Genomic DNA, 22,049 nt, shown 5'->3' with positions numbered 1-22,049 from the left:
GAAGCGAATCCTTGCTCCATCTGAATCTTTTAAGTTTTAAGCAGGTGGCGTGGTGTATTGATGCATGATGCTGGAGAAGTCCAGATGGGCATCGCCTTCCTGACACAGTTGTTGATAGAGTTTTTGTACCATGCTGCCCAGAACCACCGGCTGATCCACCTGTTGCGCTGCATCGACAGCCAGGCCCAAATCTTTAAGCATCAGCTGTGCTGCAAAACCATCGGTATAACCCCGTGATGACGGTGCATTGGCACAGATATCCGGCCAAGGATTATAGATTTCAGAACTCCAGCAACGTCCGGTGGAACTATTGATTACCCCGGCTAGTGCTTGCGGATCAATTCCCAGTTTGGCTCCAAGTGCCATGCCTTCTGCAACGGCGGTCATGGAAATACCCAGAATCAGGTTATTGCAGATTTTTGCGACCTGTCCTGTTCCTACAGCGCCACAATGCACCAGATTTTTGCCCATACAGCTGAGAACAGGTTTAACGGCCTCAAAGGTGGCATCATCTGCGCCGACCATAAAGGTTAAAGTGCCATCTTTGGCACCTAAAGTACCGCCGGATACCGGTGCATCACAGACGCGAATCTGCTTGGCCTGAGCTGCTGCAGCAACCTCCTGAATGGTTTGCGGATCAATGGTGCTGCTGTCGATACATAAGCTGCCCGCTTGAAGCACCTCCAGAATACCGTGTTCACCCAAATAGACTTCACGCACATGCTTGGCTGCAGGCAACATGCTGATCACGATCTCCGCCTGCTTCGCGGCAGCTTGTGGACTGTCGCAGACGATACCGCCAGCTTCTGCAAAATGCTGTAAAGCCACTGCACTTAAGTCATAACCAAAAACCTGATGACCGGACTTGAGCAAGTTTTGCGCCATGGAACCGCCCATGTTGCCTAAACCAATAAATGCAATCTTCATGCTGATGCTCCTTAACGCAGACTGATCGTGGTATTGACACCGGTGGTTTCCTGGTCATCTTCAAACCATCGGCTGGTAACGGTTTTGGTCTGGGTATAGAACTGCACCGCCTGTTTGCCATAAGGACCGAGATCACCCAGTTTTGAACCGCGTGAACCGGTAAAACTGAAGAAAGGCACAGGGACAGGAATTGGAATGTTAATGCCCACCTGACCGATATCAATCTGGTTCTGGAAGGTACGTGCCGTATTGCCATTTTGGGTAAACAGTCCAACGCCATTACCAAACGGATTGGCATTAATCAGTGCAATCGCCTGTTCCAAAGTATCGACATGCATGATCGCCAGTACCGGACCAAATACTTCTTCTTTATAAATGCGCATATCGGTCGTGACCTGATTAAAAATCGTTGGTCCGACAAAATTACCCTGTTCATAGCCTGGAACCTGCACATCACGGCCATCCAGCAGCATTTCAGCACCCTGCTCAACACCACTGTTAATTAAATCGATGACACGCGATTTGGCACGGGTTGAAATCACTGGTCCAACATCGGTATTCGGTTCATGCCCGGCATTTACCTTTAAGGTTTTGGTTTTATTGACCAGTTCATCGACCCAGTGCTTGGTCTCACCGACCATTACCGCCACGGAAAGTGCCATACAACGTTGACCTGCTGCGCCAAAAGCTGCACCGACCAAGGCATTTAAGGTCTGTTCTTTATTCGCATCTGGCATCACCACCACATGGTTTTTGGCGCCCATCATCGACTGCACACGCTTGCCGTGTTGGCCTGCAAGGTTATAGACATGCGTGCCGACTGCAGTCGAACCGACAAAAGAAATCGCCTTGATATCGCGGTGGGTACACAGTAGATCGACCACTTCTTTGCCGCCATGCACCACATTCAGTACGCCTGCCGGTACGCCGGCCTGAATCGCCAGTTCAACCAGCATCATGGTCGATAGCGGATCTTGTTCTGAGGGTTTTAATACAAAGGTATTGCCGCAGACAATCGCCATCGGGAACATCCATAGTGGAATCATCGCTGGGAAGTTAAACGGCGTAATTCCTGCACAGACACCCAAGGGTTGCTGCAAAGTATAGGTATCGACACCGCGTGCCACACCTTCAATATACTCACCCATTTGTAGTGAACCGATCGAACAGGCATGCTCCACCACTTCCAGACCGCGCTGAATATCACCTTCGGCATCGGCCAGAGTTTTCCCCTGTTCTGCTGTTAAGACCTGGGCAATACTTTTTAAATTGGTACGAATCAGATCCTGCAGTTTCAGCATGATTCGCATACGGGCCTGAATCGGGATCTGGCGCCAGCTGGCAAAGGCATTTTGCGCAGCCGCAATCGCTGCATTGACTTCTTCAGCAGTGGCAAAAGGCACTTGGCCCAAAACTTCCTGAGTGGCAGGATTGATAATATCTTGCCAATGGCTAGTTTTTGATTCGACAAATTCACCATTAATGAGAAGTTTTGCGGTGGTGAATCCGGTACTTTGCTGTGGATGAGAAATGGCGTTCATGGTCGCTCCGTGCTGGTTTGTTATTGTCGTTGTATCTGCCTTTACTGGCTTTTATTTAACGTATAATTTTTACGCTGTTTCAGCAGACTAACAAAGAACACTTTGACCACCAATAGAAATTGGTGCACGATGGTTGTGCAAATATGCACAGGAATTTAACAGGATGTTAAATAAAAAATGAAAGTGGATTGGGATCATTTACGTTTTTTTTTGGTTTTAGCGCGTGCTAAAACGCTCACCAATGCAGCACGCTTAATCGGAGTTGAACACAGTACCGTAGCGCGGCGAATTCAGGCCTTGGAAAATACTTTAGGTACGCAATTGTTTAAGCGTGAAGCGACCGGTTATGAACTGACCTCGGAAGGTCTGGCACTGGTGCCGCGTGTGGAACAGATGGAACAGTCCTTTATCCAGATTGACAAGCGCCACGACCCTTTGCAGGGTCGGGTCCGGATTGGTGCGCCAGAAGGTTTTGGTACGGCATTTTTAGCCCGTCTTTTGGCAGAATTTTCCCAGCATTATCCTTTGTTGACCATTGACCTGATTCCGGTGCCGAAGGCGATTAAACTTTCACATCGTGAAGCCGATATTGTGATCGCGATTGACCGGCCCAAATCTGGGCCCTATATCATTACTCGTTTGTCTAATTACTGTTTAAAGCTATATGGCAGCCAGCATTATTTACAGCAAAATCCGAAAATTAAAAAACTGGAAGACCTCAAACAGCATCGTTTTGTCGATTATATTGATGATCTGGTCTATAGCACTGCACTGTATTCGCTGGAGCGTCTTCCCTTGCAGGTCAGTGCCTGTTTTCGCAGTAACAGCATTCTGGCGCAGGAAATTGCCGTTCGTGCAGGGGCCGGACTGGCTATTTTGCCGAAATTTCTGGTCAATGATAAAAGCGAACTCAAAGAGGTTTTGGGCGATCAGGTCAGTTTTACCCATACTTTCTGGATGCTGACGCTGGTCGATCTGCAACATGAACCAAAAATTAAACTGGTCTGGGATTTCTTGCGTAAACAAGCCGATCTTCAGCAAGACCTGTTAATGGGCAGATGAATATTGAACACACTGTTCACTTTGCAAGGCTACGTACTTTAGTTAAATCAACTGAAACAACAACGTATCGATACAGCAAATGAACGTATCACAACATTCCTGACGCTCATGACTTGTTAAATTAACAGTCGATCATTCGCGATGTTTTTTAATGAGCTACAGGAAAATAATATGAAAATCTTGATGGTACTGACTTCACATGACCAGCTGGGCGATACTGGCAAAAAAACTGGCTTCTGGTTGGAAGAGCTAGCTGCGCCTTATTACACCTTTGTCGATGCAGGCGCAGAGGTAGTTTTGGCTTCTCCTGCAGGTGGTCAGCCACCATTAGATCCAAAAAGTAATGAGCCGGATGCGCAAACCGAAACCACCAAACGCTTTGAAGCAGATGAGGTGGCCATGCAGGCTCTTGCCAATACACATAAGTTGAGTGAAGTCTTAAATCAGGATTTTGATGCCGTGTTCTATCCGGGTGGTCACGGTCCATTATGGGATCTAGCCAAAGACCAGAATTCTATTTCTTTAATTGAGCAGACTTTACAGGCAGATAAACCTGTTGCGCTGGTCTGTCATGCACCGGGTGTCCTGCGTGATGTGAAAGATGCCGAAGGTCATTCGATTGTAGAAGGCAAGACAGTCACCGGTTTTAGTAATACTGAAGAAGACGGCGTAGGCCTAACCGATGTTGTCCCATTTCTAGTGGAAGACATGCTGAAAGAAAAAGGTGGGGAATATTCCAAAACTGAGGACTGGCAGGTATACGTGCAACAAGATGGTCTGCTCATTACTGGACAAAACCCCGCCTCTTCTGCTGCAACGGCTGAAGCTTTATTAAAATTATTAAAGTAGAAGTTAATCTAAAATTCGTATTAACCTTTTAGATCGCTTCTTTTTGAATAAGAAAAACCCTGAATAAGGCAAGATTATTCAGGGTTTAATTTATCTATTTATTCCCAGATTTAGTTCGCTTCAACTGCCGTTGAGGCAATATGCTGAGCCAGTAATTCTCTGAGTTTAAACTTCTGGATTTTTCCCGATGGGGTCATCGGAATATCCTCCCAGATTTCCAGGCGTTCCGGCAGATACTGCATAGCCAGATTATGGGTTTTCAGGAATTCTATCAGCTCATTAAAACTTAACGGTTGTGTCTGATCTTTCAGCTTGATGATTGCACAGGCACGCTCGCCCATTCGCTCATCTGCATACGCGACTAAAGCTACTGTTGCAATATTCGGATGTTTATATAGTAATGATTCAATTTCTGCGACCGGAATATTTTCTCCGCCACGGATAATTACATCTTTCTTGCGGCCGCAGATCCGGATATAGCCCCGCTCGTCCTGATAGGCAATATCGCCAGTATCAAACCAGCCTTCGGCATCCGTATCATTCAAATGTGGACGTTTTAAATAACCGCCAAAATTTGAACAGGTGCGGATCATCAAACGCCCGGATTCATTCAGGGCTTTGGTCTGACCTTTTTTATCCACGATCTTGATTTCCACACCTGGTAAAGCGATGCCATCAGTATTGAAAGAGCGCTCATCTTCATCTTCAGGTCGAGTCAGCGTCACCGCACCACATTCGGTCATACCCCAGGCTGATATGACTTTAACACCCAGAGTTTCCCGGGCTTTTTGTACCAGTGGTCCAGGAATTGGCGCACCAGCACAAAGGAAAATTTTCAGTGAATCAACTTTGTCATGCTGTTCAGCCACAGTATTGGACAGGTCATTCAAGAATGGTGTGGAAGCCATGGTGAAATTCACCTGATGCTGATGAATCAGATCGACTGCTTTGGATACATCCCAGACATCCTGTAATACCACTTTGGTATTGAGCTGAATTGGCATCATCAGTCCATACATAAAACCGGTCTGGTGTGCCATCGGTGAAGCCATGAGCACCACATCATTTTCAGTTAAATGTAGTCGCTCTGCATAAGGCACAATATTGGAAAACAAGGTATTAGCGGTATGCATCACGCCTTTCGGTTCACCTGTGGTGCCCGAGGTAAAGATCAGTTGGGTAATGTCATCCGGGCCAGATTCCAGTCCATCTAGTGCAGCAACAGCTGCAGCATTCTGTTCCAGACTATGATTGAGCAACAGGCGATCAAAATTATTCTCGCCATCCCCATTAACTACAACTACGTGTTTCAGGGTGTCCAGCTTGTTGTGTAGCTGATTGGCCAACTGTTCATGGCTAAAATTGCGGAAAGTTTTAGGCACAACAAAAACTTCAGATTCATCATGTTTCAGCATGAATTCCAGTTCACGCTCACGGAATATCGGCATGAGTGGATTCAATACGGCGCCAATACGACTACAAGCCAGATACAGCAAGGTAAATTCCCACCAGTTCGGTAACTGGCAAGACACCACATCATTTTTCTCGACACCCAACTGTTTTAAGCCCAGCGCAATTTTATTGGTCATGTCCCAAAGCTGCTGGTAGCTGAAGGTCTGTTCAGTTTGATTCTCGACCTTAAAACTCACTAAAGCGGTTTTGTCCGGATTTTTTTCTACCGCGCTGCGTAAAAAATCGAGAATTGTTTGATTGAGCCAGTGTCCCTGTTTGAGCATGGCCTCTTTTCTTGTCGGGATCAGAACCGCATCGAAATCCATTCGCTTATTCCTCATTTTTTATAATAGTCTTCTTTTGGCGGGACGTACTTTTCTTAAGCCGGTACAGCCTTACGTCCTGCCTTATGCCGAGCGATAATTGTTTTCATGATCTGTGCTGTGCCATCGCCAATCTGGAAGCCCAGTACATCACGCATGCGCTGTTCCATCACACCACGGTCATAACCGGCATGACCAAAGGTCAGCAGGCATTGATGAATCACATCATAGGCCAGCTTTGGTCCCCACCATTTACACATGCCAGCTTCAGAGGTATGTGGCAGATGATTGTCTTTGAGCCATAAGGTTTGCAGACAAAGTAAGCGTGCAGCTTCAACCTGCGTTTCATATTCTGCCAGCGGATGGGAAACACCCTGGAAAGCGGTAAGCGGCTGACCAAAGGCTTCACGTTGCGCCGCATATTCCCAAGCCTCATCCAGACTGACGCGTGCAACCGCCAAAACTTGCAAACCAATCAGGGCGCGCGAGAAATCAAAGCCTTGCATGACTTGAACGAAACCTTTGTTTTCATCACCTAAACGGTGATTTACCGGTACACGGACATTGTCAAAGAAGATCGAACCACGACCAATCGCACGCTGGCCGTGACAGTCAAATCGTATGGTGCTGATGCCCGGTAAATTCATTGGCACCAGTAAGGCGGTTACGCCATGTGCGCCACTTTCATTTGAACCAGTGCGACCGAAGACCACTGAAGCATCGGCCTGATCGGCTGCTGAAATCGAAGTCTTTTCACCGTTAATGACATATTCATCGCCATCACGTTCGATCTTTAAACGTAAGTTGGCAGCATCTGAACCACCACGCGGTTCGGTCAGCGCAATTGAGAAAATCGCTTCACCAGCGGTCAGTTTTTTTAACCATGGCTCCACCACTTCAGGCTGTCCATGTTCTGCCAGAATCTGACCATTTAAAGAAGCCAGCAAGTTGATATAGGAAAAACTTAAGTCTGCTTTGGCAATGGCTTCATGGATAATCCCTGCCGCCAGTCGGCCCATGCCCTGACCGCCGTATTGTTCCGGCAGTTCTGGTGCAATAAAGCCCATTTCACCCATCTTTTTCACCAGATCACGATCAAAGACTCGGCTTTGGTCGCGCTCCAGAAATCCCGGAGCCACATATTTCTGGGCAAACTTTTCTGCCGTTTCAGCTAAAAATTCTAGATCTTCGGCGATATAAGGATTCTTTTTCATTAATGAGTCTCCTTATTTGGCATATTTACGGAATTCAGGCTGACGTTTTTCCTTCAATGCATTCACGCCTTCACGAGACTCTTCAGTATCGTAATAAAGTTTTAGCGCATACATGCCCATGCCAGCGATCCCTGCCTGATGTGCGGTATCCATATTGAAACTGCGTTTGGCAATCGCGATTGCGGTCGGACTACGCTGACAGATTTCTTCGCCCCATGCCTGAACTTCTGCATCGAGTTGATCTGCCGGCACACATTTATTGGCCAAGCCAATTTCAACCGCTTCTTGACCAGAATAACGGCGGCACATATACCAAAGTTCACGGGCTTTCTTCTCACCCACGACGCGCGCTAAAAATGCTGTGCCATAGCCTGGATCAACTGAACCCATCTTTGGTCCGACCTGACCGAAAATAGCTTTGTCTGAACAGATCGTCAGATCACAAATGGTGGCCAGTACATTACCTCCCCCAATTGCATAACCTTGTACACGTGCAATCACTGGTTTTGGTACGTCACGAATGGCGGTATGCAATTCTTCCATCGGTAAACCAATGGTACCGCGACCGTCATAATTGCCATCATGCGCAGACTGGTCACCACCGGTACAGAATGCTTTTTCACCCGCACCAGCCAGTACAATCGCACCAACGTTACGGTCATAACCAGCTTTGTTTAAGGCCTTAATCAGTTCGTCACAGGTTGTACCACGAAAGGCATTCATTTTTTCTGGACGGTTAATCGTGATCCAGGCTACACCGTTTTTAACTTCATATAAGATATCTTCAAAATTCATGTTCATTACTTCCTGTACTATTTTTATCTACTGATTTAATTATTTAGGACTATTCAATAACTATTTAACCGTTCATGGTTAGACCGCCAGAAACACTGAGCACCTGTCCGGTAATAAAGCTGGCATCTTCGCTCAAGAAAAAGGCAATTGCAGAAGCTAAATCATCCGGTTGACCCAAACGGCCCAGTGGAATGGCACGAACAAAGGCTTCACGTAATTTTTCTGGATTTGATGCACCTTCAGTCACGCCTGCAAGTAAAGCTGTATCGGTTGGTCCTGGGCAAATCACATTAATTTTGATGTTATGGCGTGAATGTTCGCGTGCCAGAGTTTTGGAGAAAGATAGCAATCCTCCCTTACAGGCGGCATAAACTGCTTCGCCTGAAGAACCAACACGAGCTGCATCTGAGGCAATATTAACAATGCTGCCAGCATTATGCTCGACCATGCCTTTCAGCACAGCAAAGTGCATATTCAGCATACCAACCAGATTGATCTGGATGAGTTTTTGCCATTCATCAGGCGTACTTTTGATGAAAGGTTTGAAAATGTCCCATCCGGCATTATTCACCAGTCCATCGATCGGACCCAATTCATCTTCTGTTTTTTGAACCGCCTGTTCAACGATGTCACTTTGGGTAATATCACACTGAATTGCTAACGCCTGACCGTATTGATTAATTTCATTTGCCAGCTTCTCGGCAGCTTCCAGATTCATATCAAAAATGGCAACTTTTGCGCCTTCTTCAGCCAGACGTCGGCAGGTTGCGGAACCAATTCCGCCTGCACCGCCTGTCACAATCACGACCTTATCTTTTAATCCTTTCATTGCTCATCCCTACGCTATTTTGTTGTCGAATTTAATTGGCTGTTGTTTTAATTCGGTGTGTTTTATCTAAAATAGAAAGAGATTGAATTTATGTCAATGCATTTACATAAAATAATAATTATAAATTATTATTTATATATTTATCATTAACTTAATATTTTTAATTATTCAATGTATTGACCTACATTGTTTTTTGGCTTTAGATTAATTTGAATCCGACTTCACTCTAGGGCCAAATTATGTCTTTTGCATGACAGATAATTTATTCCTTTAAAATTAGGAAGAAAACCTTAGATATTTGACGAGTGAGCGCAATGGAAGTGAGGAGAAAAAGAGAGATTTCCAAACCATAAAACTGATTGACTCAGAATTTAAATAGGAAAATTTCTGCAAAAACACTATGATTTTTAAATCAAATTATAATAGAAACTGGTTTGTGCGAAAAAGCGATAGGTTATACTCTGCGCGGCTCGGCTATTTCAGTTTTGAGGATGTCCAATATTGTGAGTGATACGTTGTCAAAAAAATATGATCAATCCTTATATTCTGCTCATAACCGGCTTTTTTTCCGGCTGTTTCAGGTGGGCAACAGCCTGGACCGCAAGTGCCTCAATGAGCTAAAAATATCTCCAGTACATTGGGCAGTGCTGGGTGCCCTGTCCCGTCCAAAAGTTAAATCAGGAATGTCTTTTTCTGATCTGACCGAATATCTTGGGGTAAGCCGGCAAAACCTGGACGCAGTATTAAAGCGTCTGGAACGTGATGGTCTGGTGGAGCGGGTCATTAGTGAACAGGACCGGCGCGCTAAAATTGTTGCGCTGACGGCTGAAGGCTTGGAAACATGGGACAACTTGCAAGCTGATTTCTTTGATTTTTATGGTCAGGCCTTAAATAAACTGGCCTTTGATGATGTGGTTACCCTGATTCATCTGCTCAATAAAGTAAATGATGGTTTGAAAAGTATTCATCTGCATAAAGAAACGGATCAGGAATAAACAAATAGAAATACAGCTTTAATTGAAGAATATAAAAAAGAGCCTGAATTCAGGCTCTTTTTTATAACTTAGATTAGCATTTGAAGTGCAACACCATGTTGTTGCCATAATACCTGACTCGGACTTTTAAAGCCGAGTCTTTTTCTTGGGCGATGATTCAAACGTTGAGTGATTTCTGAGATATATTCATCCGTATAGGCATTTAAATTACTGCCTTTTTTAATATATTGTCTGATTAAGCCATTTGTATTTTCATTCGTGCCTCGTTGCCAAGCGCTATAGGGATCAGCGAAATACCAGTCTATTTCTAATGCTTGAGCAGCATACTCATGTAGGCTGAACTCCTTACCATTATCTGCAGTAATCGTCTTTAGCTGATCTTTGATCGGTTCAAGAAGGCTGATGGTTGTTTGGCAAATTTCCTCTGCCTTGCGTGAGCTACACTTTTTCAGCCATAAATAACCTGTCTTCCGATCTACAATAGAGACCAATGATTGCTGATGCTTCTTACCAACAATTGTATCTATTTCCAAATCACCAAAGCGAGTCCGCTGCTCAATCTCAATAGGTCTGTCATGAATGCTTTTACGATTACTCAGCTGACCACGGGTTTCAGGAGAGCCATATTTCCTCTTTCTTTGATTTCTGAAACGTAGGTTATGAAAGAGTGTACCGCCCTTATTTTTATCCTGCCGTATAAAGCGATAAATTGAATGCAAATTGACTGCAACACAAGAAGCGATCTGTTCAGGACTCCATTGAAGATCAAGATAAGAGATGACATGTGTCCACATTTCACAAGGAATTCTTTTAGGGTTAGGACAATGCCGTCTTCGAGCTACTTTATTGGCATGTTTAGCAAAATAGCCATTTCTCGCTCGATTACGTTTGATTTCTCTAGAAATGGTTGAAGGTGAACGATTCAGTCTCCAAGCGATATGACGTTTAGAAAAACCTTCACGTAATAATGTATAAATCTGATATCTTTTCTTGGGTAAGATGAGTATAGTTCATGATGCAACTTTGACTTTGGTCGGTCGGAAGCAAAATGCTAGCTCATCTTGCTTCCTTCCAATAATTTAATCTCTGTTGCACTTCATTTGAGAATCTAAGTAAATTGAAATTATGCCTTTTGTGGATCGTATTGACGGTCTTTAATGAATATCCCGGACACTGCGCCACACAAGAAATAGGCACCCCCCATAATCAGGAAGCCTAAGCCAATTGAACCACCGCTGGCTGCCGCGCCAATAATTGCAGGGGCAAACATGGCGCCGATACGACCTGCATTATAAGCACCGCCTACCGCAGTACCACGAATCGAGGTGGCGAAGCTTTCTGTCATATAAGTGGCATTAATCGCATATGGAATACCATACAGGAATCCAAAGAAAATCAGCAGATAGGCAATATTCTCTGGCATATTGAATAGCACAATCACGGGCAGGAAAATCGCCGTTCCAATTGCTCCAAACGAAAAGACAGCGCGTCTACCCAGACGGTCTGCGGCAAAGCCCGCTAGAATTTTCCCGAAAATCATGGCTACATAGGTACCAATCATATAGCCTGCCATGGATTTAAAATTCATGTGCAATTCAGATTCCAGATATGCCGGCATCCAGTTGTTTACGCCATAGTAGCCAAATTGCAGAAAACCGGCCGTAAAGATCCACAAAATAAACATTCTGCGATTCGCAGGATCCGCGAAAATCTCTTTGACTGTACTTTTTTTGGCGGGTTGCTGTGCTGTGATTTCAGCTGGGGCATATAGACGCTGCAAACGTGCACGCTGCCAGGATTCTGGCTCAGGAACCAGTTTCTGGATAAAAATCGCCATAACCGAGGGAATAATGGCAATAAAAAACAGGGTTCGCCAGCCATATTCTGGAATGATCCAGCCTGCCAGTACAGTGGCCACAATATAACCGACGGTCCATCCTGCCTGTAAGGTACCTAAAACCGTGGTGCGATATTCAGTTGGAACATATTCAGCCATGAGCGTATTGGCTGCAATATATAAAGAGCCTATGCCAAAGGCAGAAAGAAAGCGTAAAACAGCAAATTGTTCAAAGTTCTGTGCAAAGCCTAAGGCTGCGGTCAATATGGAAAATACCAGAATCGAAATGACTACGGTACGTACACGGCCCAGCCACCCATAAAGCCACCAATCGCCATACCTGCTAAGGTAAAACTGCCTAGTGTACCGGCCTGCAGATTACTGAGACCAAACTCTGCTTTCAGGCTATTTAAACTGAAAGACAGCAGCAACATGTCCGCGCCATCTACCAGTAAAGCCAGAAAGGCGAAAATAAAAGCAATTTGCTGCGTTCGTTTGGTCGTAGGTTTAATCTTTTCTAATTCTCTCGCTAAATCCGTCATATTTAAATCTCTGTTTTCCTATCCTTAGGTTTTCATGATCTTTTATATTTAAAGCTATTCCGCTAATGAATATGCTTTAAGGCTAATCCGTTTTTAATTCACTTGATTGACTCCTTTTTTAATCCTGTCTGGGAGATCGCTTTTTCCTTTTTATCAGTGACCTCTTGTTCTTCGTTCATACTTATATTTGCATCAGGCTAAAGAAAATAAGATGAATATTCATCATTTTAGATGTTTTATTTTGTTATACGAAATTTATTACCATAAAGTTGATTGTTCTTTCATTTTCATATAGCTTTAAAAAGAGGGATAAGAACGATATGTCATTTGAATATGATCGAACAGGGAGCGTAATAATGGGTGCCTTAACAGGATTTCGTGTACTGGATTTAAGCCGGATTTTGGCTGGGCCCTGGTGTAGCCAGATTCTGGCTGATCTGGGTGCAGAAGTGATCAAGATTGAAAAACCGGATCATGGGGATGATACCCGTATCTGGGGACCACCTTGGCTTAAAAACAATCAGCAGCAAGATACCCATGAATCGGCTTATTACCTGTCAGCCAACCGTGGCAAGCATTCGGTTGCAATCGATTTATCTACACCTGAAGGTCAACGTATTATCAAAAAGCTTGCTGAACAAAGCGATGTAGTCATTGAAAACTATAAAGCCGGTTCGTTGAAACGATATGGGCTGGATTATGAAAGTCTGAGTCAGCTAAATCCGCGACTGGTATATTGTTCTATTACCGGTTTTGGCCAGAACGGTCCGCGTGCGCAAGAGCCGGGCTATGATTTTATCGTTCAGGGAATGGGCGGCATGATGAGTGTCACTGGCGAACGTGACGATCTGCCCGGTGGTGGCCCGCAAAAAGCAGGTCTGGCCTTTGCCGATTTGACCACCGGCTTATATGCCGCAATTGCCATTCAGGCGGCTTTGTTGTCCCGTGAGAAAACCAGTGAAGGTCAGTATATTGATATGGCGCTGTTAGATACCCAAGTTGCTTCCCTCTCTGTTCTGGCCATGAATTATCTCACCTCAGGCAAAGTACCCGGTCGCTTCGGAAATGCGCATGCCAATATTGTGCCCTATCAGGTGTTTAAAGCCCAGGAAGGTGAATTTATTATTGCCTGTGGTAACGATCTGCAATTTCAAGCTTTGTGTCAGGCCGTTGGTCTGGCTAAGGTGGCAGAAGATCCTCGCTTCTTGAAAAATTCAGGACGTGTTACACATCGTGAAGAATTGACCACAGTTCTACAAGCTCATTTCTATACTCGACCGGCAAAAACCTGGGTGGATTTGATTCATGCGGTTAAAGTACCAGTAGGAATGATTAATGACCTCAAACAGACTTTGCAAGAAGAACAGGTATTGGCACGCGATATGGTGATTCAGATGCCGCATACCTTACGTGAAGATTACACCTCAATCGGTTCACCGATTAAACTCTCCAAGACACCGGTAGAATATAAAAAGGCCCCACCTTGTCTGGGTGAAGATACCGATGCCATTTTGAGTCAATATTTAAGTTCTGCTGAAATGGAAGAACTGAAAAGCAAAAAAGTCATCCAGCAGCGATAAGCCTGCAAGCAGTAAAAAAGGAATCTTTAGATTCCTTTTTTATTTTAAAGATAATGGATTAGATCATTCCTTAGCAGGCTTTTGCACTCGGCTGAACAGTACGAGGCAGTTCACGACGCAGAATTTTTCCTACTGCAGACTTGGGCAATTCAGACACAAACTCAATATATTTGGGCAGTTTATAACTGGTCAGTTGCTGCTTCAGATAAATCATGACTTCATTTTGGCTCAGAGTTTCATCCTGTTTCACAATAAATGCCTTGGGTACCTGTCCAGATTTTTCATCATCAATACCAATCACTGCACATTCCAGTATTTTAGAATGTTTGGACAGTACACCTTCCAGCTCATTGGGATAAACATTAAATCCGGAGACCAGAATCATGTCTTTTTTGCGGTCCAAAATGGTGATATAGCCTTGCTCATTCATACAACCGATATCACCAGTCAGGAAGAATCCATCTTGGGTAAAGACCTGTGCTGTTGCTTCGGGTTGCTGCCAGTATCCTTTCATCACCTGTGGACCACGTATGGCGATTTCTCCAGCCTGATTAAGCTCTACAGGTTTGCCTTTGTCATTCAGAATCAGAATTTCAGTCCCTGCCAATGGCAAGCCAATCGTGCCACTAAATCGCCGGCTTAAAGGCGGGTTAAAAGTTGCAGTCGGTGAGGTTTCAGAAAGTCCGTAGCCTTCATAAATCTGGCAGCCTGTGACCTCATGCCATAACTCTGCCGTATTTTTCAGAATAGATGCCCCTCCGCCGGTTGTGGTTTTCAGGCGTGAATGATCCAGCTCACGAAAACGTGGATGATGTCCTAAAGCATTAAACATGGTATTCACGCCCGGGAAAACGGTCGGTGGATGTTTATGATATTGATCCACCAACGCATCCAGATCTCTCGGATTTGGAATCAGGACATTAGCAAAACCACGACTTAAACCGTAACTGAACAGGCAGATGGTAAATCCATAAATGTGATACAGCGGCAAGGCACAGAAAACATATTCATTTTCAATAGCATAGCGGTCACCAAAATGGCTGATAAATACGGTACTGTTCTGGGCGATATTAAATAAAATATTGCGATGGCTCAGTTCTGCACCTTTAGAAACACCTGTGGTACCTCCCGTGTATTGCAGAATGACCGTATCTTCCTGATGCTGTACAGGTGTTTTGAAATCAATAATTTCTACCTGATTTATTGCCTGCCTAAAGTCAGAAAAATGTTTATCCGGATATTGTCCTGCCTGACTATAAATAGTATTTGGCTGCTCTTGAATAAAATCCAGCGGATGCGTTGAAATGACATATTTGAGTTGAGGACATTCATCTAGTGCTGTTAATTGCTCCAAAGTCTGTCCAAGGATAATCAAGGCTTCTGCACCTGAATCCTGTAGCTGATGATAGAGCTCGCGCTGGGTGTACATGGGGTTGACATTGACCAGCACATAACCGGCCCGAATAATGGCAAAGGTAGCGATTGGATATTGAATAATATTCGGTAACATCACCGCAATACGGCTGCCAGCAGTCAGCCCAAGACTCTGTAAATAGCTAGCCAGTTTCTGGCTATACACATCGATATCGTGATAGCTGAATTTGCGATCTAGATAGATAAATACGGTTTTATCCTGAAATTTTACCAAATTCTCAGCAATTATCGTGCTCAGGGTTTTCTCAGGATCTGGCCGGGTAAACTCCGGATTGATATTCCACTTTTTATATTCTTCCATCCATGGCTGACTGCTCATGACTATACTCCTGTCCTGGATTTACAATTATTTTGTATTATTTAAACCATAAGATTTTGATTTTAATTAAATATTTTTACACCACTTTCTGCTGTCTCGATTCAACATACTGGTAGTGATAACCGCTACGAATAAAATGCTGATTTTTATCCCTAAATGAATGAGCATAATCCGGCCAGACCAAAGTCAGCTTGCGACTGACCGGGTCCAGATACCAGCTTTTACAGCTTTCCGATAACCAGACACTACCTTGCGAAAGCTGCTGTAGCTCCTGCATATAGCTATTTTCAGCTTCTTGATCTGCTTCAAAGACCTGAATCTGTTCCTGCTCAAAAAACTGCAAGGCATCCAGCACCAGATCAAACTGGGTTTCCAGAAAATAAAGTGCTGAATTATGTCCACTGCCTGTATTTGGCCCATTCAGGATGAACAGGTTTGGAAAGTTGTGTACGGTCGTTGACTGATAACCCTGCATACCGCTGGACCATTGCTGCTCCAGGCTTAAACCCTGTTTACCCACCACCTTTGCGGCATAGGGTGGACGTGCCGCTTCAAATCCTGTCGCAAATACGATGATATCTGCAGAAAATTTATTTCCAGCCTGGCTTAATACACCGTCTTTCATAACTTCTGCCAATGCTGAGTCTTCAAGTGTGACATTTGGTTTTAGAAAAGTCGGATAATAATCATTAGAAAGCAATAAGCGCTTACAACCAGGTTCATAATTCGGCGTAAGTTTGCGCTGTAATTCAGGATCTGAAATCTGATGTTTTAAGAATTGCAGGCAGTTTTTCTTGACCCGCTCAATCTGGCTTTTCAGATTACGGCGCTGGGCAAAATTGTATTCATTGCCCCAGAACAAGGAATGTCTGAGGGCCGACATACTGTCCGGATCTTTGCGGAAAAGCTGTTTTTCTGACTCAGAATAAGCTCGGTCTGGTCGGGGCAAAATATATGGCGCACTACGTTGCAAGACGGTCAGGCTTTTGGCTGTTTTGGAAATTTCCGGCACAAGCTGGATGGCAGAAGCACCAGAACCCACCACAACGACATGTTGATTTTCCAGATTCAGCTCGTGGTTCCAGCGCGCGGAATGCATCACCTGGCCTTCAAATTCTTCCAGCCCCGGAATTTGCGGGAGATGCTCATCAGCCAGATGTCCGGTTGCGGTAATTAAAATCTCAGCCTGATACAGACCTTTAGAGGTGTGAATTTCCCAGATGCGTTCTGTTGTATTCCAGCTGGCTTTTTCCAGTTGGGTATGAAAATCGATATGTGGCCGGATATTTTCCTGATCACAGCATTGAATTAAATAGCGCTGAATTTCTGCCCCTTGCGGAAAGACCCGAGACCAGTCCGGATTTTTAATAAAAGAGAAAGAATATAAATGGGACGGTACATCACAGGCGACTCCGGGATAGGTATTGTCACGCCAAGTACCGCCCACTTCTGCTGCACGTTCAATGATTTTAAAATCGTGGATGCCCTGCTGTTTAAGGCGGATTGCCATTCCCAAACCACCAAAACCGCTGCCTACAATTAGAATCTTGCTGCGCTGTCCTTTAGCTTGCATTATTTATCTCCTTTAAGGCATATAAGGCTGGATTTTTTGATTCACCGGATATTGTTCTGGATGCTGGCTAAACTGGTTTACCAGTTGCACCACTTCGGCTGGCGCTTCGACATAGAGCGCATGTCCTGAAGAAATTTCGATATAGCGACTGTTCGAAATTGAAGCAAACAGCAGTTTAGCTTGCGCTACAGGCACCATGCGGTCTTCACGGCAAGCCACAATCAACGTCTCTGCACGAATCTCAGGCAAGATCGATGTAATATCAATGCGATAATTCAGTTCACGCTGTTTGGCTGCATCTTGGGAAGGTTTGACAAAGCGTGCCAGATCCAACACCTGCTGTTCGCTTCGTGCAGACAGATAATCATCGCTATACAGGCAATAATTGACAAAATGAGGCAAGGCCGCAGATTGTTCAGTAAATAATTGCTGCCAAATGACAGTACGTAGTTGTTGCACCGAGCTGGTTTTGGCCCAACCGGCTAACAGGATCAAACGCGCTACGCGCTGTTTTAAACTGGCTGCTACTTGTGCAGCAATCACGGCACCGAGTGAATAGCCGACCACTGTAATGATTTCATCTTCTGCAACCGCATGCTGAATCAGTGCTTCAACCTGCTGGCTAAAATCGGTCACCTTTAGATCAGCTTTATCGGGGGTATGCAAATCAATGGATAAAACCCGCTGATGAATACCCAGCATCGGAAAAATATAGCTGAAATGCTTGTCGGTATTTCCACCGGTGCCATGAATCAGAATAATAGTGGGAAATGCAGAACGCTGTCCGACTTCATGAAAAGTAAGTTGCAGATCAGCATAAGGACACTGTCGAGTAATCATGTCTAAATCCATATAGACTCCTGATCTTGTTGTTTTATGGTTTATTCAATATCCGAGAATAAATCTCAATATTTGAATTGGGTGAGGATGCAAAAATTATTAAAAAAGACCCACGACACGAGTATCGTGGGTCAAAAGGTTTAATCGAATTTGAACTCTTCAGGTTCAAGTAAAAACAGGCTTTCACCGCCCGCCTGAATATTGGCAAAGTGGGTTGAAGTTCTTGGCAAAATACGCGCAAAGAAGAATTGTGCAGTTTTGATCTTGGCTGCATAGAACGGATCAGTATTGCCTTCTTCAATTTTCTGCTGCGCAGTAATTGCCATTTTCAGCCACAAATAAGCGGACACGACATAACCAGAGAAATATAGGTAGTCAACTGATGCTGCCCCAATTTCATTGGCAGACTGTTGAGCCTGCTCCTGAATGGTTCTGGTTAATTTCAGCCATTGTTCAGTCAACTGGCTGACTTGTGCAACTTGCTGGCTGAACTGGACATGTTGCTGATGCTCTTTTACAAAGCCCTGAATTTCATCGGTTAATGCGGTCAGCAAACCCAATTTTGAGCCCAGCACTTTACGCGCCAGCAAGTCAATGGACTGAATTTCAGTAGTTCCTTCATAGAGGCTGGCAATACGTGCATCACGGGCAATCTGTTCCATGCCATGTTCAGCAATATAACCGTGACCACCGAAAATCTGCATACCATGTTTAGCCGCTTCTATGCCGGTTTCGGTCATTAATGCTTTGGCAATAGGGGTTAATAATGCTAGACGGTCTTCAGCTGCTTTCTTTTCTTCCGGGCTGTCAGTGGCTTCAGCGATATCGGCATAGGTCGCCAGATAATATGCAAGTGCACGTGAACCTTCTGCAAACACCTTTTGAGTCAGCAGCATGTTACGTACTGCCGAATGCACGATAATCGGATCTGCAGGTTGGCCTGGCGCTTTCGCACCTTCAAGTGAACGCATCGCCAGACGGTCTTGGGCATAAGCCAATGCCCCCTGGTAAGAAGACTCTGCTGCTGCCAAGCCTTGAATGGCTGTACCGATACGTGCCGAGTTCATAAAGGTAAACATGCAGTTTAGGCCGCGATTTTCAGGCCCAATCAGGAAACCTTTGGCATTATCAAAATTCAGCACACAGGTCGCGTTACCGTGAATGCCCATCTTGTGTTCAAGAGCGCTACATACCACGCCATTACGGGAAGCCACATTACCAGCTTCATCCAGATTGTATTTCGGCACAATAAACAGCGAAATACCTTTGGTTCCCGCAGGTGCATCTGGCAAACGTGCCAATACGATATGCACGATATTTTCAGCCAGACCATGTTCACCGGCTGAGATAAAGATTTTCTCGCCACTGATGCTATAGCTGCCGTCTTCATTTGGCACTGCTTTGGTACGGATTAAACCTAGGTCAGAACCGGCATGAGATTCAGTCAAGCACATGGTTCCAGTCCAGCGGCCTGCAATTAAAGGTACCAGAAACTTCTGTTTCTGTTCATCGCTACCGTGGTGCTCTAAAGTACGCATGGCACCATGGGACAGGCCTGGGTACATGCCCCAAGACCAGTTCGTTGCGGTAATAATTTCAGAAATGGCAATACGGTATAAGGTCGGGAAGCCCTGACCGCCATATGCTTCGTCACCAGTTAATGAGGTAAAGCCGAGTTCTACATATTTGTCATAAGCTGCTTTAAACCCATCCGGGGTAGTTACGACGCCATCCTGCAAACGGCAACCCTGCTGGTCGCCTGTCGCATTAATCGGTAGAAGTTCGTTTTGGCAAAAGTCCGCAGCGACTTCCAGATATTGCTCCATAATATCCATAGAAACCTTGTCTGCGAATTTTGCATAGCCCTGATATTTCTGTTCAACGTTTAACAGGTCTTTCAGGACAAACTTCATGTCTTTTAATGGCGCAATATAATTTCTCATCGTAATTCCCTTGTATGAGTTCTAATTTGTATATTTATGACAATTAATTTCATAATACGAAATTATGTTTTAAATCCACTATAATATAATTTAAAGAATAAAATCTAGTCATTCAATGAAATTTCCCATTTAAAAATAAAAAATATACAGGATGAAAAAAGCCATTCATGGTGGAATGGCTTTTCTATTCAGCCACTTCACTAAAGTTGATTAACGTGGAAAAAATTGAGCTAAACGTTGCTGAACAATCTGCTCTGCCTCCTGCATGATATTTTCGATCAGCGCCTGACAAGTCGGAATGTCATGAATCAATCCCATCACTTGACCTGCAGTCAGTACACCAGCATCAATATCGCCATTTTCTAAAGCGAGCTTGCCTTTTAAACCGCTGACATAGGGACGAATCTGTTCAAATTGCAGGTTTGGATCTTCACTCATTTTCACCACAAGATCAGATACCGCATTTTTGGCAACACGGGCAGTATTCCTGAACTGTCGATACAGCAGATGTGTCGCCCTTTCATCATTATCGACATAGAACTGTTTGATGTTTGAATGGATCGGCGCTTCCTTAGTGGCACAAAAGCGTGTACCCATATTGATGCCTTCAGCACCTAAAGCCAAAGCTGCGACCAGACCACGGCCATCAGCAAAACCGCCACTGGCCACAATCGGCACAGTAAGCTGATCCGCAGCGGCAGGAATTAAAATCAGGCCAGGAATATCATCTTCACCCGGATGGCCCGCACATTCAAAACCATCAATCGAGATGATATCCGCACCGATTCTTTGCGCTGAAAGCGCATGACGGACTGAGGTACATTTATGAATGACAATAATGCCGTGTTGCTTAAACGCCTCAATATGTTCATGTGGCTTGTTGCCTGCTGTTTCTACGATTTTGATACCGCTTTCAATGATCGCCTGTCGGTATTCTGCATATGGCGGCGGATTCACAGCGGGCAATAAAGTCAGATTGACCGCAAAAGGCTGATCGGTCATTTCTCGGCAGCGTGCAATTTCCTTGACCAAGGCTTCAGGCGTCGGTTGAGTCAATGCCGTTAATGTTCCCAAGCCACCTGCATTAGATACGGCACTGGCCATTTCTGCGGTACCGACCCACATCATGCCGCCCTGAATAATTGGATAGCGAATGCCTAAAAGCTCGGTAATACGGGTCTGAATTTTCATAAATACTCTCCTTAGCATCCGGTAAATTGTGCAGGGCGTTTTTCGACAAAAGCCTGGACACCTTCTTTATAGTCCTGACTGCTCAGAGCCAGATATTGCAGGTTTTGTTCCAGCTCCAGTTGCTGGTCTATGTTATTTTCAGCACTGCGTTGCAAGGCCTGTTTGGTTAAAGCCAGCGCATAAGTCGGCTGTTGAGATAATCGCTGTGCAATGTCGTCGATATAAGCATCAAATTCTGTATCTGGAAGCATTTTCCAGATCATGCCCATTTCAGCGGCCTCTTTGGCATGCACCGGTTCGCCCAGAAAAGTGAGTGCCATGGCACGTGCATAACCGATTAAACGTGGCAACATCCAGGTGCCACCGGCATCAGGAATCAAGCCAATTTTAGAAAAAGCCTGAATAAATCGGGCACTTTCCTTGGCAATGACCAGATCACAGGCCAGTGCGATATTGGCACCTGCACCGGCAGCCACACCATTCACTGCTGCAATCACCGGTTTGGGACTCTGGCGGATCAGGTTAATCAAGGGATTATAGTATTTGGCCAGCGAGCCTTGCGGTGGCAAAGGCACATTGCCGAGCTGTCCAGCACGTTCTTTTAAATCCTGTCCCGCTGAAAACGCCCGGCCTCTGCCGCGAATCACAATCACCCGAATATCCGGATCTGTATTCCAGTTTTTCAGTACCTGCTGCACTTCCTCATGCATTTGCCGGTTAAAACTATTGAGTGAATCTGGACGGTTAAAGCTTAAGGTCGCGACGCCTTGCTGAACCTGAGTTTGAATCGTTTCCCACATCAT

Annotated in this window: 16 protein-coding genes and 2 pseudogenes; 4 read left to right on the top strand and 14 right to left on the bottom strand. The window is 44.8% G+C overall.

Features of this window, described 5'->3' with window-relative positions; all coding sequences use genetic code 11:
• Positions 1-36: 36 nt before the first annotated feature.
• Together mmsB and NI455_RS10220 are read right to left on the bottom strand one after the other, a co-directional pair.
• On the bottom strand, positions 37-927 hold the full coding sequence (gene mmsB / locus NI455_RS10225; protein ID WP_253114003.1) for a 3-hydroxyisobutyrate dehydrogenase: 891 nt from the start codon (positions 925-927) through the stop codon (positions 37-39).
• 11 nt (positions 928-938) lie between these two features.
• Positions 939-2,468, bottom strand: a complete 1,530-nt coding sequence (locus tag NI455_RS10220) for a CoA-acylating methylmalonate-semialdehyde dehydrogenase (RefSeq protein WP_253114001.1) — start codon at positions 2,466-2,468, stop codon at positions 939-941.
• 177 nt (positions 2,469-2,645) lie between these two features.
• On the opposite strand from NI455_RS10220, the gene NI455_RS10215 reads away from it, so the two are divergent.
• Together NI455_RS10215 and NI455_RS10210 are read left to right on the top strand one after the other, a co-directional pair.
• The gene (locus NI455_RS10215) at positions 2,646-3,530 is read left to right on the top strand and encodes a LysR family transcriptional regulator (protein ID WP_253113999.1); all 885 of its coding nucleotides are present in this window, start codon (positions 2,646-2,648) and stop codon (positions 3,528-3,530) included.
• Positions 3,531-3,701: 171 nt separating this feature from the next.
• The gene (locus tag NI455_RS10210) at positions 3,702-4,379 is read left to right on the top strand and encodes a type 1 glutamine amidotransferase domain-containing protein (protein WP_253113997.1); all 678 of its coding nucleotides are present in this window, start codon (positions 3,702-3,704) and stop codon (positions 4,377-4,379) included.
• A 110-nt stretch (positions 4,380-4,489) separates the two neighbouring features.
• Here NI455_RS10210 and aliA read toward each other — a convergent pair whose 3' ends face one another.
• The 4 genes from aliA to NI455_RS10190 all read right to left on the bottom strand — a co-directional run bounded on the left by aliA (position 4,490) and on the right by NI455_RS10190 (position 8,992).
• Positions 4,490-6,157 carry a cyclohexanecarboxylate-CoA ligase gene (gene aliA / locus NI455_RS10205; RefSeq protein WP_253113995.1) on the bottom strand — a complete coding sequence of 556 codons (1,668 nt, stop codon included), beginning with the start codon at positions 6,155-6,157 and terminating at the stop codon, positions 4,490-4,492.
• 53 nt (positions 6,158-6,210) lie between these two features.
• Positions 6,211-7,368 (bottom strand): cyclohexanecarboxyl-CoA dehydrogenase, encoded by a 1,158-nt coding sequence (gene aliB, locus NI455_RS10200; RefSeq protein ID WP_253113993.1) that lies wholly within the window; start codon positions 7,366-7,368, stop codon positions 6,211-6,213.
• Positions 7,369-7,380: 12 nt separating this feature from the next.
• Positions 7,381-8,163: a 2-ketocyclohexanecarboxyl-CoA hydrolase gene (gene badI / locus NI455_RS10195; protein WP_253113992.1), complete on the bottom strand. Its 783-nt coding sequence runs from the start codon at positions 8,161-8,163 to the stop codon at positions 7,381-7,383.
• A gap of 64 nt (positions 8,164-8,227) precedes the next feature.
• Complete coding sequence (locus NI455_RS10190) at positions 8,228-8,992, bottom strand: glucose 1-dehydrogenase (RefSeq protein WP_253113989.1); 765 nt, start codon at positions 8,990-8,992, stop codon at positions 8,228-8,230.
• A gap of 503 nt (positions 8,993-9,495) precedes the next feature.
• On the opposite strand from NI455_RS10190, the gene NI455_RS10185 reads away from it, so the two are divergent.
• A complete protein-coding gene (locus NI455_RS10185; protein WP_253113987.1) occupies positions 9,496-9,987 on the top strand; it encodes a MarR family winged helix-turn-helix transcriptional regulator in 492 nt (163 codons plus the stop codon).
• A gap of 68 nt (positions 9,988-10,055) precedes the next feature.
• Here NI455_RS10185 and NI455_RS10180 read toward each other — a convergent pair.
• Both NI455_RS10180 and NI455_RS10175 read right to left on the bottom strand, forming a co-directional pair.
• Positions 10,056-11,001, bottom strand: a pseudogene (locus NI455_RS10180) (IS30 family transposase).
• A gap of 109 nt (positions 11,002-11,110) precedes the next feature.
• A pseudogene (locus NI455_RS10175) lies at positions 11,111-12,366 on the bottom strand (MFS transporter).
• 356 nt (positions 12,367-12,722) lie between these two features.
• Here NI455_RS10175 and NI455_RS10170 point away from each other — a divergent pair.
• Entirely contained in the window at positions 12,723-13,946 is a 1,224-nt protein-coding gene (locus NI455_RS10170; RefSeq protein ID WP_253113985.1) for a CaiB/BaiF CoA transferase family protein, read from the top strand.
• Between the two features lie 70 nt (positions 13,947-14,016).
• Here NI455_RS10170 and NI455_RS10165 read toward each other — a convergent pair whose 3' ends face one another.
• The 6 genes from NI455_RS10165 to NI455_RS10140 all read right to left on the bottom strand — a co-directional run bounded on the left by NI455_RS10165 (position 14,017) and on the right by NI455_RS10140 (position 22,046).
• Positions 14,017-15,699, bottom strand: coding sequence for an AMP-binding protein (locus tag NI455_RS10165; RefSeq protein WP_253113982.1), 1,683 nt, complete (start codon positions 15,697-15,699; stop codon positions 14,017-14,019).
• A gap of 76 nt (positions 15,700-15,775) precedes the next feature.
• Positions 15,776-17,272, bottom strand: a complete 1,497-nt coding sequence (locus tag NI455_RS10160; protein WP_253113980.1) for a flavin-containing monooxygenase — start codon at positions 17,270-17,272, stop codon at positions 15,776-15,778.
• 12 nt (positions 17,273-17,284) lie between these two features.
• Entirely contained in the window at positions 17,285-18,124 is an 840-nt protein-coding gene (locus tag NI455_RS10155) for an alpha/beta fold hydrolase (protein ID WP_253113977.1), read from the bottom strand.
• A 128-nt stretch (positions 18,125-18,252) separates the two neighbouring features.
• On the bottom strand, positions 18,253-20,055 hold the full coding sequence (locus NI455_RS10150; RefSeq protein ID WP_253113975.1) for an acyl-CoA dehydrogenase C-terminal domain-containing protein: 1,803 nt from the start codon (positions 20,053-20,055) through the stop codon (positions 18,253-18,255).
• A gap of 210 nt (positions 20,056-20,265) precedes the next feature.
• The gene (locus NI455_RS10145; protein WP_005096900.1) at positions 20,266-21,246 is read right to left on the bottom strand and encodes an NAD(P)H-dependent flavin oxidoreductase; all 981 of its coding nucleotides are present in this window, start codon (positions 21,244-21,246) and stop codon (positions 20,266-20,268) included.
• A gap of 11 nt (positions 21,247-21,257) precedes the next feature.
• On the bottom strand, positions 21,258-22,046 hold the full coding sequence (locus tag NI455_RS10140) for an enoyl-CoA hydratase-related protein (RefSeq protein ID WP_253114028.1): 789 nt from the start codon (positions 22,044-22,046) through the stop codon (positions 21,258-21,260).
• Positions 22,047-22,049 lie beyond the last annotated feature (3 nt).

The sequence above is a fragment of the Acinetobacter lwoffii genome, assembly GCF_024129435.1.
Lineage (GTDB): Bacteria > Pseudomonadota > Gammaproteobacteria > Pseudomonadales > Moraxellaceae > Acinetobacter > Acinetobacter lwoffii_F.
The sequence above is the reverse complement of the archived record's forward strand: the minus strand, read 5'-3'. Positions and strand labels throughout refer to the sequence as shown.

Excerpts from the sequence above, each read along its gene's own strand:
- NI455_RS10165 (WP_253113982.1), bottom strand. The coding sequence starts at position 15,699 with ATGAGCAGTCAGCCATGGATGGAAGAATATAAAAAGTGGAATATCAAT.
- NI455_RS10220 (WP_253114001.1), bottom strand. The coding sequence starts at position 2,468 with ATGAACGCCATTTCTCATCCACAGCAAAGTACCGGATTCACCACCGCA.
- NI455_RS10145 (WP_005096900.1), bottom strand. The coding sequence starts at position 21,246 with ATGAAAATTCAGACCCGTATTACCGAGCTTTTAGGCATTCGCTATCCA.
- NI455_RS10160 (WP_253113980.1), bottom strand. The coding sequence starts at position 17,272 with ATGCAAGCTAAAGGACAGCGCAGCAAGATTCTAATTGTAGGCAGCGGT.
- aliA (WP_253113995.1), bottom strand. The coding sequence starts at position 6,157 with ATGGATTTCGATGCGGTTCTGATCCCGACAAGAAAAGAGGCCATGCTC.
- NI455_RS10155 (WP_253113977.1), bottom strand. The coding sequence starts at position 18,124 with ATGGATTTAGACATGATTACTCGACAGTGTCCTTATGCTGATCTGCAA.
- NI455_RS10150 (WP_253113975.1), bottom strand. The coding sequence starts at position 20,055 with ATGAGAAATTATATTGCGCCATTAAAAGACATGAAGTTTGTCCTGAAA.
- badI (WP_253113992.1), bottom strand. The coding sequence starts at position 8,163 with ATGAATTTTGAAGATATCTTATATGAAGTTAAAAACGGTGTAGCCTGG.
- NI455_RS10215 (WP_253113999.1), top strand. The coding sequence starts at position 2,646 with ATGAAAGTGGATTGGGATCATTTACGTTTTTTTTTGGTTTTAGCGCGT.
- NI455_RS10170 (WP_253113985.1), top strand. The coding sequence starts at position 12,723 with ATGGGTGCCTTAACAGGATTTCGTGTACTGGATTTAAGCCGGATTTTG.
- NI455_RS10190 (WP_253113989.1), bottom strand. The coding sequence starts at position 8,992 with ATGAAAGGATTAAAAGATAAGGTCGTGATTGTGACAGGCGGTGCAGGC.
- NI455_RS10210 (WP_253113997.1), top strand. The coding sequence starts at position 3,702 with ATGAAAATCTTGATGGTACTGACTTCACATGACCAGCTGGGCGATACT.
- mmsB (WP_253114003.1), bottom strand. The coding sequence starts at position 927 with ATGAAGATTGCATTTATTGGTTTAGGCAACATGGGCGGTTCCATGGCG.
- NI455_RS10140 (WP_253114028.1), bottom strand. The coding sequence starts at position 22,046 with ATGTGGGAAACGATTCAAACTCAGGTTCAGCAAGGCGTCGCGACCTTA.
- aliB (WP_253113993.1), bottom strand. The coding sequence starts at position 7,368 with ATGAAAAAGAATCCTTATATCGCCGAAGATCTAGAATTTTTAGCTGAA.